This is a genomic window from Psychroserpens mesophilus (assembly GCF_050617655.1).
GTDB lineage: Bacteria > Bacteroidota > Bacteroidia > Flavobacteriales > Flavobacteriaceae > Psychroserpens > Psychroserpens mesophilus_A.
Map to the genome: position 1 here is coordinate 407354 of NZ_JBODQC010000001.1, position 13319 is coordinate 420672.

Annotated in this window: 11 protein-coding genes; 9 read left to right on the forward strand and 2 right to left on the reverse strand. The window is 33.7% G+C overall.

The window, feature by feature from the left end; all coding sequences use genetic code 11:
* The first annotated feature begins 101 nt into the window (after positions 1-101).
* The 3 genes from mnmG to ACRHNM_RS01795 all read left to right on the forward strand — a co-directional run bounded on the left by mnmG (position 102) and on the right by ACRHNM_RS01795 (position 3659).
* Positions 102-1973 (forward strand): tRNA uridine-5-carboxymethylaminomethyl(34) synthesis enzyme MnmG, encoded by a 1872-nt coding sequence (gene mnmG / locus ACRHNM_RS01785; RefSeq protein WP_431133042.1) that lies wholly within the window; start codon positions 102-104, stop codon positions 1971-1973.
* A 102-nt stretch (positions 1974-2075) separates the two neighbouring features.
* Positions 2076-2927, forward strand: coding sequence for a class I SAM-dependent methyltransferase (locus ACRHNM_RS01790; RefSeq protein WP_431133044.1), 852 nt, complete (start codon positions 2076-2078; stop codon positions 2925-2927).
* Between the two features lie 216 nt (positions 2928-3143).
* Positions 3144-3659: an OmpH family outer membrane protein gene (locus ACRHNM_RS01795; protein ID WP_431133046.1), complete on the forward strand. Its 516-nt coding sequence runs from the start codon at positions 3144-3146 to the stop codon at positions 3657-3659.
* 38 nt (positions 3660-3697) lie between these two features.
* Here the strand turns inward: ACRHNM_RS01795 and ACRHNM_RS01800 are convergent, their stop codons facing one another.
* On the reverse strand, positions 3698-4849 hold the full coding sequence (locus tag ACRHNM_RS01800) for an ATP-binding protein (protein WP_431133048.1): 1152 nt from the start codon (positions 4847-4849) through the stop codon (positions 3698-3700).
* Between the two features lie 116 nt (positions 4850-4965).
* Between ACRHNM_RS01800 and ACRHNM_RS01805 the strand changes: the two genes are divergently transcribed.
* From ACRHNM_RS01805 to ACRHNM_RS01815, 3 genes are all read left to right on the forward strand, one after another.
* A complete protein-coding gene (locus ACRHNM_RS01805; RefSeq protein WP_431133050.1) occupies positions 4966-6153 on the forward strand; it encodes a phosphoglycerate kinase in 1188 nt (395 codons plus the stop codon).
* 133 nt (positions 6154-6286) lie between these two features.
* Entirely contained in the window at positions 6287-7879 is a 1593-nt protein-coding gene (locus tag ACRHNM_RS01810; RefSeq protein WP_431133052.1) for a LysM peptidoglycan-binding domain-containing protein, read from the forward strand.
* Between the two features lie 17 nt (positions 7880-7896).
* The gene (locus tag ACRHNM_RS01815; RefSeq protein WP_431133054.1) at positions 7897-8871 is read left to right on the forward strand and encodes a DUF4837 family protein; all 975 of its coding nucleotides are present in this window, start codon (positions 7897-7899) and stop codon (positions 8869-8871) included.
* Between the two features lie 50 nt (positions 8872-8921).
* Here the strand turns inward: ACRHNM_RS01815 and ACRHNM_RS01820 are convergent, their stop codons facing one another.
* Entirely contained in the window at positions 8922-9110 is a 189-nt protein-coding gene (locus ACRHNM_RS01820; RefSeq protein WP_431133056.1) for a twin-arginine translocase TatA/TatE family subunit, read from the reverse strand.
* A gap of 116 nt (positions 9111-9226) precedes the next feature.
* Between ACRHNM_RS01820 and ACRHNM_RS01825 the strand changes: the two genes are divergently transcribed.
* The 3 genes from ACRHNM_RS01825 to ACRHNM_RS01835 are packed head-to-tail and all read left to right on the forward strand — an operon-like array spanning position 9227 to position 13312.
* On the forward strand, positions 9227-10093 hold the full coding sequence (locus tag ACRHNM_RS01825; protein ID WP_431133058.1) for a M23 family metallopeptidase: 867 nt from the start codon (positions 9227-9229) through the stop codon (positions 10091-10093).
* On the forward strand, positions 10093-11595 hold the full coding sequence (locus ACRHNM_RS01830; RefSeq protein ID WP_431133059.1) for a GH3 auxin-responsive promoter family protein: 1503 nt from the start codon (positions 10093-10095) through the stop codon (positions 11593-11595). Before ACRHNM_RS01825 ends, ACRHNM_RS01830 begins: the two co-directional genes overlap by 1 nt.
* Before the next feature lie 28 nt (positions 11596-11623).
* Positions 11624-13312 carry a DUF6909 family protein gene (locus ACRHNM_RS01835; RefSeq protein WP_431133061.1) on the forward strand — a complete coding sequence of 563 codons (1689 nt, stop codon included), beginning with the start codon at positions 11624-11626 and terminating at the stop codon, positions 13310-13312.
* Positions 13313-13319 lie beyond the last annotated feature (7 nt).

Consider the following 13319-nt stretch of genomic DNA (forward strand, 5'->3'; position numbering starts at 1 on the left):
GTATTTTTTGTTTTACGAATGATATAAAAAATAATTTTATTTTAAAATAAATTCCCTATGTAAGGGATTAAAATGTTCCACGTGGAACACTATTGAAAATTATGTTCAACGACGTATATGATGTTATAGTAGTTGGTGCTGGTCATGCAGGAAGTGAAGCTGCGGCTTCAGCAGCCAATATGGGAAGCAAAACATTACTCATCACTATGAATTTACAAAACATTGCACAGATGTCTTGTAATCCTGCAATGGGAGGAATTGCCAAAGGACAAATTGTAAGAGAGATAGATGCTTTGGGTGGTTATAGTGGTATTGTAAGTGACACATCAGCAATACAGTTTAAAATGCTGAATAAATCTAAAGGACCAGCAATGTGGAGTCCGAGAGTACAAAGCGATCGTATGCGTTTTGCAGAAGATTGGAGGTTGCTGTTAGAACAAACGCATAATCTTGATTTTTACCAAGAAATGGTGTCTGGCTTAATAGTGAAAAACCATAAAATAGTTGGTGTTAAAACATCTCTAGGATTAGAAATTAAAGCAAAAACAGTAGTCCTTACTAATGGTACTTTTTTAAATGGACTAATTCATATTGGTGATAAAAATTTCGGAGGAGGAAGAGCAGGAGAACGAGCTGCAACCGGAATTACTGAAGAGTTAATTGCATTAGGTTTTGAATCAGGAAGAATGAAAACGGGAACACCTCCAAGAGTTGATGGTCGTTCTTTAGATTATTCAAAAATGATTGAACAGCCAGGAGATGAACAACCCGAAAAATTTTCTTACTTAGAACACATCAGACCTCTAAAAGAACAGCGCTCATGTCATATGACATATACAAGTCCGGAAGTTCATGATTTATTGCGCGAGGGTTTTGAAAGGTCGCCTATGTTTAATGGTAGAATTAAAAGTACAGGACCAAGGTATTGTCCGTCAATTGAAGATAAAATTAACCGTTTTGCAGATAAAGACCGTCATCAGTTGTTCATAGAACCAGAAGGCTGGAATACTGTAGAAGTATATGTGAATGGATTTTCAACGTCTCTACCGGAAGATGTTCAGTACAAGGCTTTGAAATCTGTTGCAGGATTTGAAAATGTTAAGTTTTTCAGACCTGGTTATGCTATTGAGTATGATTATTTTCCACCTACACAATTAAAGCATACTTTAGAAACCAAGTTGGTTGATGGTTTGTTTTTTGCAGGTCAAATTAACGGAACTACAGGATATGAAGAAGCAGCTTCACAAGGTTTAATGGCTGGTATAAACGCAGCATTAAAAGTTCAGGAAAAAGAAGAGTTTATCTTAAAGCGTAACGAGGCTTATATAGGCGTTTTGGTCGACGATTTAATTACAAAAGGCACAGAAGAGCCTTATCGTATGTTTACATCAAGAGCTGAATATAGAACATTGTTGCGTCAGGATAATGCCGATTTTAGATTAACACCTAAGGGATATGATTTAGGTTTAGCAAGTGAATTACGTCTTAGACGCATGGAAGAAAAGCAAAAACATTCTGAAAATTTTGTCAATTTTTTTAGAGATACAAGTGTTAAACCAGAAGATGCAAATCCTGTTTTAGAAGCTAAAAATTCTGCTCAAGTAAAGCAATCTGATAAGATGTTTAAATTGTTTGCCAGACCAAACATCACTATTGATGATATGCGTCAGTTTGAAGCTGTAGAAACTTATATTCAACAACACAGCTTAGATCGTGAAGTGATTGAACAGACAGAAATTCAAATCAAGTATTCTGGTTATATTGCTAAGGAAAAGAACAATGCAGATAAGTTAAATCGCTTAGAGGATGTTAAAATTCCTAAGAATTTTGATTATGAAAAATTGAAATCCATGAGCACTGAAGCAAAACAAAAACTATCAAAAATTCAACCTGTAACCATTTCTCAAGCGTCAAGAATTTCAGGTGTATCACCTGCTGATATTTCTGTATTATTAGTTTATTTAGGTCGATAATTACGAAGATGTTTCACGTGGAACATTAACAAGATGTCTTTTAAATATTCAAAAATGATATACTGCACACAGTTGAAGTGTTTATGAGAAGAGTCTATTTCAATGAAAAATAATTCTGCATATTTAACGGTAAAAGATCACTCTGTTTCAGGAGAGGAATTTCAATTGATCTATAATGATGAGTCAGAAATGCTGGAGACTTTTCCGCAGCCTTCAGAAGCCCAATTGCCGAAATATTATCAAAGTGAAGATTATATTTCTCATACAGATGCAAAACGAAATTGGTTTGAAAAAGTTTACCATGCGGTCAAAAACATCGCTTTAAAACGAAAACTAAAACTTATAAATTCATTGGCATCAGATGAAAAAAAGCTTTTAGATGTTGGATGTGGAACAGGAGATTTTTTAAAAATTGCAAAAGAGAATCATTGGGATATTTCAGGAGTAGAACCAAATGTAAATGCGAGAAAAATCGCTAATCAAAAAACAAATCATTCGGTTTTTGATATTGAGCAATTATTGAAATTTAGAAAACACAGCTTTGATGTGATAACGCTTTGGCATGTTCTGGAACATCTTCCAAAATTAGAAAATCATATTGCTGTTTTAGAATCATTATTAAAGCCTAATGGTCGGTTAATTATTGCGGTTCCTAACTATAAAAGTTATGATGCTAAGTTTTATAAAAGTTATTGGGCAGCTTTTGATGTTCCAAGGCACTTATGGCATTTTTCTCAAAATGCTATATCCAAATTAATGCAGCAAAATGGAATGGAAGTCTTAAAAACAGTTCCAATGGTATTTGATGCTTATTATGTATCATTACTTTCAGAAAAGTATAAAAATGGATCTATGAATCCTATCAAGGCAATTTGCATTGGATGGTGGTCTAATTTTAAGGCAAAGCGCTCAGGTGAGTTCTCTTCTCTGATTTACATCATTAAAAAGTACTAAAAACGTTTTTTAAGCCATTTAAGAGTGTTTTTGTGTTGTACATATCTCTTCCTATGGTTTTTTGGTGAAATGAATTTAGATTAGATTTAAAGTATTGGTTTTTTATAACTATAATTAATGCTTTTTTTAAAAACCATATATATTATTTATAGTTATAGATTTTCAAAATTTAATTCATCCACTTTCATACATTTGCAAAAATTAAAATAACTTAAAATGAAAAAAATATTAGGAGTACTTACGCTGGTACTTGTTTTAACCTCTTGTCAAGAGCCACAAAAAATAGCATATATCGATAACGCTAAAGTTGTAAATGAATATCAAAAGAAAATAGATTTCGAAAAGAAATTTCAAGTTAAAGTGACAGCGTTTAATAAAAAAGCAGACAGTTTAGATAAAGCCATTCAAATGGAGGCGCAATTATTCCAGACCAAAGCCGCAAAAATGTCTCAAAAAGATGCCGAAACAGAATATCAGACATTACTTCAAAAAAAGCAAATGCAAGATTATCAGCTAAAAGCTGAAGAACAAACGCTTCAAGAAGAAGGTCAAACAAAAATAGATACGCTTATCAAAGAAGTAAGAACATTTGTTAAAGATTACGGCAAAAGAAATGGATATGATTATATTCTCGGAGCAAATGATGCAGGTAGTGTTATGTATGGCGAAGAGTCAAATGACCTTACACAAACAATTATTGATGCGCTAAATACGGATTCAAAAAAAGAGTAAGTACTTATTCAATAAATATATTAAAAGCCGGTTGCAAGTCAATCGGCTTTTTGGTGTAATAAACGCGTTAGTTTTATAGATAAATCAGTTAGAATGATTTTTGAATTTCCATTGCGCTCAATATGGTAAATAGCATCTTGAAGCTCATTTGAAATATCCATGATGTTGTTTCCGTGCACATATGGTGCAAAATTTTTAAGTTTAAATGAGGTCTTCGGCTCCATAAAAACCAAGCTTTCCGCATTGTAATTTAATAATAACGCTTGTCTGAAAAAATCAAGACAAAAGTTTAAAAACTGCTTTTGAGTTTCACGACCAGTCTTGGCAATGGTTTCACTCCATGAAATTAAATCGTGAATGGCACTTTTATTTCCTTTAGCCTTAAATGCAGATCGAATCCAAAAGACAAACCAGTCTTCAAACTGGGTGTCTTCACTGTCGCTGTATACTAAATCACAAGCTTTATTATAATTTCCATTGGCTTGATGGGCAATTTTAGTTGCATCAGCTTCCGGAATTTGATAATTTTTAATCAATGAGTTTTTAATGACATCCTCTGCTAAAGGTGGAAAATGTAATAACTGACATCTGGATTTAATCGTATTAATGATTTGTTCTTCATCTTCAGCAATAAGAATAAAAATAGTTTTGTTAGGTGGTTCTTCAATAAGTTTCAATAATTTATTTGAAGCAGGAATATTTAGTTTTTCAGCCATCCAAATCAACATCACTTTATAACCTCCTTCATAAGATTTTAAAGACAAAGCCTTAACAATATCCTGAGCTTCGTCAACACCTATTTGACCTTGTTTGTTATCGATACCTAAAATTCGATACCAATCAAATAAATTACCATAGGGTTGTCTTTCAATGAGTTGTCTCCATTCTTCCATAAAATGATTAGACACAGGATGACTTTTTATCTTATCATTAGTAGCAACAGGAAATGCAAAATGTAAATCTGGATGCGACAGGTTTTTAAACTTAGTATTACAAGCATCGTTACCATTGGTATTTTCTCCTTCAGTATTTTTACATAGTAAGTATTGCGCATAAGCTATAGCCATGGGAAGCGTTCCAGAGCCCTCAGGACCAACAAACAATTGCGCATGCGGAACACGACCACGATCTGCACTTTTAGTAAGGTGGTTTTTTATATGTTCTTGTCCTAAAATTTCTGAAAATAACATGTGGCAAAGATACTTTTTTTAAACTATTAATTCATGGAAACGTTTTCGTAAAAAACAACTTTTATCACTTTGTTTTATTGGTTACATTTGCGAAATAATTCTCTAAAAACTGACTTATGAAAACTATAAACGATTTTAATTTTGATAATAAAAAAGCATTAATTCGAGTTGACTTTAATGTACCTTTAAATGACGAGTTTGAAGTTACCGATGCTACACGAATTGTATCTGCGAAACCAACTATTATTAAAATACTTGAAGATGGAGGAAGTTGTGTTTTAATGTCACATTTAGGAAGACCTAAAGGTGTTCAGGATGAATTTTCATTACGCCATATTATATATAAGGTTGAAGATATCTTAGGTGTTGAAGTCAAATTTGTTGAGGATTGTGTTGGCTCTAAAGCAGAGGAAGCTGCCAAAAATTTAAAACCAGGTGAAATCTTATTGCTGGAAAACTTACGTTTCCATTCTGAAGAAACTGCAGGTGATGTTGATTTTGCTGAAGCTTTATCAAAGTTAGGTGATATTTATGTGAATGATGCCTTTGGAACAGCCCATAGAGCACATGCATCAACAACTATTATTGCTCAGTTTTTTCCAGAACATAAATGTTTCGGGCATTTATTAGCTCAAGAAATAGAGAGTATTAAAAAAGTCATGGAAACAGGAGAAAAGCCTGTTTTAGCTGTACTTGGAGGCGCAAAAGTATCTTCAAAAATCACCATTATTGAAAACATTTTAGATAAAGTTGACCATTTAATTATTGGAGGCGGAATGACTTTTACGTTTATTAAAGCGCAAGGAGGCTCTATTGGAGACTCTATTTGCGAGGATGATAAAATGGAACTTGCACTAGATATTCTGAAACAAGCTAAAGCTAAAAATGTGCAAATCCATTTACCAGTTGATGTCATTGCGGCTAATGCTTTTAGTAATGATGCCGATACTCAAATTACGGATGTAACTAAAATTCCAAATGGCTGGCAAGGTTTAGATTCTGGGCCAAAATCTGAAGAGAATTTTCACAATGTAGTCATGCAGTGTAAAACTATATTGTGGAATGGACCACTTGGTGTTTTTGAAATGGAAAAATTCGCGAATGGAACCATTGCTTTAGGGAACGCTATTGCCGAAGCTACAAAAAATGGAGCTTTTTCTCTTGTAGGTGGTGGTGATTCTGTAGCTGCCGTAAAACAATTTGGATTCGAAAATAAAGTGAGTTACGTAAGTACTGGAGGAGGCGCAATGCTTGAAAGTCTTGAAGGAAAAACACTGCCTGGAATTGCTGCTATTCTAGACTAGAATTATTTTACTTGCTTGCGTGTGTTTCGGAAGAATCTTACAAGCCTTGTTAATTGTCTTGTTAAACTTTCATTTTAGCCAAAAAAATACGATTTTAGCTGACCTATCGTTTAGATAATTAAATCATCTACCAATGAACCTAAAGCTTAAAACCCTAACATCTGGCATCTTATTGTGTTGTATCTTTGGTTTTGGTCAAGATAGTATTCCTAAGCCTGAAAAAATTAAGCAACCCATAGATTCTGTAGCTAAACAGCAAAGCAAAAAAAGTGTTGATTCGCTTATAGATGGTAATAAAGTAATAACTGCTGAAATTAAAGCAGAGCTAGACTCTTTAGCATTAAGAAACTTAGAAGACCATCAACATGCATCAGAAATAGATCAAAAATGGCTGGAAGAACTTTATAGTAACACCCTTTTTGACACAATTTACAAGACCGTTTCAGAATTAAAATATGAACCTGTCGATTATCCTGAACTACCAACAGACACCTTAAAAGCAAGACTTCAAGAGCTCAACGCTCGAACACCTTTTAATATTGAGTACAATCCTTCCCTGGAGAGTGTTATAAAATCCTATTTAAAAAACCGAAGACAATCCATAGAACGCTTAATGTCTTTAAGTGATTATTATTTTCCATTGTTTGAAGAGTCTTTAGATAATTATGATATCCCTTTAGAAGTAAAATATCTTGCAATTGTTGAGTCTGCATTAAAACCAAGAGCGAAGTCCAGAGTTGGAGCAACAGGCTTATGGCAATTTATGTTTGGAACAGGAAAAGAATACGGGTTAAATGTAAGTAGTTATGTTGACGAACGCAGCGACCCTATTAAATCTACAGTTGCTGCCAGTAAATATTTAGCTCGATTATATGGTATTTTTGGCGATTGGGATTTAGCATTAGCAGCTTACAATTCTGGACCAGGAAATGTTAGTAAAGCAATCAGACGATCAGGTGGTTATGAGAATTATTGGAATATTAGACCATACTTACCACGTGAAACAGCTGGATATTTACCAGCATTTTTAGCAACCATGTATATTTTTGAATATGCTGAGGAACATGGTTTTAAAAAAGAGCGACCAAAGTATCACTATGTTGAAACGGATACGATTCATGTGAAAAAAATGATTACTTTAGATCAGGTCTCTGAATTACTTGAGGTTCCAATTGAACAACTTCAGTTTTTAAATCCTTCATATAAGTTAGACATTATTCCATTTATAAAAGGTGAAAATTATACGTTGAGATTACCACGTAATGTTGTTGGCAAATTTGTAACTAATGAAGCACAGATTTATGCGTTTGCTGAACATGAATTTAACAAGCGAGAAAAACCATTACCGCAATTTTTTGATTCAGATTCAAAAGTCAGATATCGTGTGCGTTCAGGAGATTTTTTAGGAAAAATAGCGCGTAAGTATGGTGTTCGCGTTAGTCAGATAAAACAATGGAATGGTTTGCGTAGTAATAACCTTAGGATTGGACAACGACTAACAATTTATCCCAGAAAACCTGTAATAACCACAAAAACAGCAAGCACAACTCCAGTAAAGAAAACAATAAATACAAACGGTAAATCAACTTATAAAGTTGAAAGAGGAGATTCCTTATGGAGTATCTCTCAAAAATTTCCAGGTGTTTCTGTTCAGAATATTAAAGATTGGAACGATATTAGCAGTAACAAGCTAAAAATTGGAATGACGCTTATTGTGTCTAACTAAGTAAAACTATAATTTTAATGAAAAAAATACTCGGATTAATAATAGCGATATCGCTATTTTATGGTTGTAATGACGAAAACGCTAAACGCATAGTTCCTAAATCTTCAGGAGGAAGTTTAAATGACATTACTGTAGTAGTAGACAATTTACTTTGGGAAAACAATGTAGGAGAAGTTATTAGAGATACATTAGCAGCTCCTGTCGAAGGTTTGTCGGTCGAAGAACCTCAATTTCGATTAAGACAAATGCCTCCTTCAGTTTTTACAGGCTTTGCTACTAAGAATAGAACGGTTTTAAAAATTGAAAAAGGAAAGCCTGCCAACACCTCAATTCTTGCTGATGAGTTTGCGAAACCTCAAACAGTTGTTGTAATTTCAGGACAAACAAATGCTGAAATTATTGATCAAATCACAAGCAATTCAGCAAAAATCATTGATGCGTTTAAAAAGGAAGAACTCAAAGAAAAACAACGAAGAATTCGCAAGTCGCTATTTAATGATAAAGCTATTCAAGAGGAATTAGGCTTATCCTTAAAATTCCCAACAGCCTACAGAATTGCTAAAAACGAAGATGGTTTCTTCTGGTTACGACGAGATATTGAAACAGGAACAGTTGATTTGATGATATATGAAGTTCCAATGTCTGCAATACGAAAAGGAGACAGCACAGTAGTTGACGTTGTAAGAGTAAGAGATTCAGTTGGTAAAATTCACATAGAAGGGCCTCTTGAAGGGTCGTATATGGCCACAGAAAATAAGTATACACCTTTTATTTCTAAAACAATTATAGATAATAAACCTGCTTTTGAAACCAAAGGACTTTGGGATGTTAAAAATGCCTTTATGTCTGGACCTTTTATCAATTATGCTATTGAAGACAAAGTAAATAACAGAATGGTAATTGTTGAAGGTTATGTGTTTGCGCCTTCAGTTGAAAAACGAGATTATATGTTTGAACTGGAAGCGATTATTAAATCCATTACAATCAAGTAATAAAAAAGCCAATATTTTAAAATATTGGCTTTTTTATTGGTTATAAAATCTTATTCGTTTTTATCTTTTGTTGCAGGTTTATCTTCATCTTTACTGGCATCTTTAAATTCTTTAATACCACTTCCAAGACCTCTCATAAGTTCAGGGATTTTCTTTCCGCCAAACATTAGTAATACCACAACAACTATTAAAACAATTTGCCATGCTCCAAAAGCTAAAAATATGCTTGATGTTATCATAATGATTAATTTTGAATTGCAAATTTAATAATTAAACTTCAGAATAAACGTTTTAAAGCAAACTTTAAGATAAGGGTTGTCCGTGTAGCGTAAATTTTATTTAATTTTGTTGAGCAATGACAAAAAAACGGAAAGAAAAAAGAATCGCTAAAAAGTTACTTCATAAGTATCGCTTAGTCGTTTTAAATGAAGACACTTTTGAAGAACGTTTTGCTATTAAGTTAACACGGTTAAACGTTTTTGTTATTGCGTCCATTTCAACAATTTTATTAGTTGCTGGTACTATTTTTTTAATTGCATTTACCTCCTTAAAGGAATTTATTCCTGGTTACTCTTCAACAGCTTTGAAAAAGAAAGCAACAGAACTTAACTATAAAACAGATTCACTACAACAGGTTATCAATTTAAATGAACAATACTATGCTTCCATTAAGCGAGTATTAACTGGCGATGTTGGAACTGTAGAATTTAACAGAGACTCTATAATTGATGCAGCTAGTATTGATGCTGGACAATTAAATCTAACACCAACAAAAGAAGATTCCCTTTTAAGAGATCTCGTTGATAAAGAAGATAAGTATAACGTTTTTGAATCGGGATTATCTAATACAAATTTTGTGTTATTTCCTCCAGTTAACGGAACCATTTCAGAAGCTTACAATGTTAAAGAAAAGCATTATGCTGTAGATGTTGTGGTTGCAAAAGACACACCAGTAAAAGCAACCGCAGATGGTACTGTTATTTTTGCAGAATGGACTGCACAAACAGGTCATGTAGCAATTATAGAACACAGCAACGATTTAATTTCTGTTTATAAGCACAACGCGTCACTTACAAAGCAACAAGGCGATCTGGTCAAAGCAGGCGAAGTGATTGCTTTAGCAGGAAATACAGGTGAGCTAACAACTGGACCACATTTACATTTTGAACTTTGGAATAAAGGCTATCCTGTTAATCCAACTAACTTTATCGATTTTAAGTAATGCAATCTATAAAATCCTTATTGGCGATTCCTTTTGCTAAACGCGTCAGAAAATCAGTTTTAAATTGGGTTAATAATCCTATAGAAACTCAAGAAACCGTATTTCAAAAGCTAATCAAAGAGGCCTCAAACACACAGTTTGGAAAAGACCATAAATTCAATGATATTTCATCTTATGAAGACTTTGCAAAACAAGTTCCTATAAGAGATTATGAAGCTTTAAAACCTTATGTAGAGCGTGTCGTTGCTGGAGAAGAAAACGTGTTATGGAAAGGGAAGCCAATTTATTTTGCAAAAACCTCAGGCACAACTTCTGGAGCTAAATACATTCCCATTACAAAAGAAAGCATGCCAACGCATGTTGAAGCAGCCAGAAATGCGATTCTTATGTACATTGCTGAAACAGGCAAGAGTAAATTTGTTAATGGCAAAATGATTTTCTTACAAGGAAGTCCGGTTTTAAAAGAACAAAATGGAATTCAGCTTGGTCGACTGTCTGGAATTGTAGCGCATTACGTGCCAAAATATCTTCAAAAAAACAGAATGCCTTCATGGGAAACCAATTGTATTGAGGACTGGGAAACTAAAGTTGAAGCCATAGTAGACGAAACTTTACCTGAAAATATGACCATTATTTCTGGCATTCCATCTTGGGTACAAATGTATTTTGAGAAAATTCAAGAACGAACTGGACAAAAAATAGGAGAGGTTTTTAAAAACTTTAACCTGTTTATTTTTGGAGGTGTAAATTACGAACCGTATCGCGCAAAGTTTGAAAACCTCATAGGAAGGAAAGTGGATAGCATTGAATTGTATCCTGCAAGCGAAGGTTTTTTTGCTTATCAAGATCAGCAAGATGAAAAAGGAATGTTACTTCAGTTAAATTCAGGAATATTCTATGAATTTGTTAAAGCAGATGAATTTTTTAATGAAAATCCAACACGTTTAACGATTAAAGATGTTGAAATTGATGTCAATTATGTGATGATTATTTCAACCAATGCTGGACTTTGGGCTTACAATATTGGAGATACCATTCAGTTTACAAGTGTAAAACCATATCGTATTATTGTTTCAGGTCGTATAAAACATTTTATTTCAGCTTTTGGTGAGCATGTTATAGGAAAGGAAGTAGAACAAGCACTTCAAGAAGCTACAGAGGGTTCAAACATACAAGTTTCAGAATTTACAGTAGCACCACAAATCAATCCAGAATCAGGCTTGCCTTATCACGAATGGTTTATTGAATTTGAAAATGCTCCAGATAACCTTTCCGCTTTAGCGCAACACATAGATAAATCGTTACAACAACAAAACAGTTACTATTTTGATTTAATTAAAGGAAAAGTACTTCAGCCATTAAAAATTAAAGTAATCCGAAAAAACGGATTTCAAGATTATATGAAATCTATAGGAAAGTTAGGAGGACAAAATAAGCTACCAAGACTTTCTAACGACCGAAAAATTGCAGACACTCTATACACGCTAAAATTGACTAAATAATGTTATATTTGCTCGCTAAACATTGACTATGAGTAAGAAAAAACATCATGAAAGAACGAGAGCTCAAGAGAGTTCAAGTGCTATTGAAAGAATGTATATTACCATGAGGCATTTATTTAATCGAGGATTTTATAAGCCTATGGGAGTTTCTGGTGAGACGCTTCGCGAAGCACTATTGCTTTTAAGACCAGAAATTTATGGATCTATTGCTGAAGAAAAAGCAGAGTTAGAAGGTTTGTTATACGTTATTGACCGTCTTCCAGAAGGGATTGAAGAGTGCCGATTTATAAACCTTACAAGTGATGAAGGTTACGGCAATTCTCATTTTAAGCCAATTATTCCACCTAAAAGACGTCGCAATTGTTATCGAATAGATGATGAACAGATGAATATTGAAATCACAAGAGGTCGCTCAGAAATTTACGACATCTTAACACATCTCACATTTCTTTTTGTTGAGTCTCATAAAATAAGTAAGCGTGTTTTAATAGATGAAAACGGAGCTACAACTCGTGATTGGATTAAGCTGGAAAAAGCAGTCCTTTCAAAAGACAATCTTACCCAAAAAGAAAGAGAGATAGCAATTACGCATACCGCAAATATTTTAGGGAGAACATTTAATGAACTTACCGAAGCACATAAACAATTTACGTCGAGTTCAAAGCCAGACCGTTTATTACATATCATATACTGGCTAGGCAAATTAGCCATTGAAGAAGTTATAAATAACGATAAACGCACTGTGACTTTTAGTCCAGTTTTAAGAGAGCGACTAGGCCATCATATTCATGGAGAAGTTTGGTCTGATCACATTAAAGAGGTGTTACAAAAACACGACCTTTTAAAGCGACCAATTCATGTTATAAGTGCCAACATGCATAGCGTTATGAATTCTATTTTCGCGCCAAGTGCATTGAAAAGTTTAAAAGCGAAAAAGAGTATTTTTCAGGTTTATGAAGCGTTAAGCCAAAAAGATAATCAAAGCTTACGCAATAAAGTGACTAAAGAAGCGTTGCAGAATGGAATGATATACATTGAGGATACTTCTGGAACCAACATTGATGTTCAGATATTTGATACAGATAAGATAGACTTTTCAAAAACAGATATTGACATTGGAAAAGCGTTCAATGATACCGAAAAACCAGTCATTTTTGTAATGGATTACGCGTTTGGAGAACAAGCCTATGAGACCATTGATGAATTGTTTAAACCTGTGAAAACCGATGGTGAAAAAGTACATCTCAATATTGAATCGGTTTCTGTAATGGGTAAAGCAGGTATTTTAGAAGGAGGTAAAGGCGATATTATGATTCCTTCAGCACATATTTTTGAAGGTACAGCAGATAATTATCCGTTTAAAAACGAATTAAGTAAATCTGATTTAGAAGGACAAGGAGTTTCTGTATATGAAGGTTCCATGATAACTGTTTTGGGAACTTCGCTTCAAAACAAAGAGATATTAAAGTTTTTTTACAATTCGACATGGAATGTTATCGGCCTCGAAATGGAAGGTGCACATTACCAAAAAGCCATTCAAGCCGCCTCAAGAGTTAGAGGAAGTATAAATCCAAACGTTAAAGTTAGATATGCTTATTATGCTAGTGATAACCCTTTAGAAACGGGAAGCACACTGGCTTCAGGAGGTTTAGGGACTTCGGGAGTTAAACCAACCTATCTGATAACAAGAAAAATATTGCAACAAATATTTAATTAATACCAAT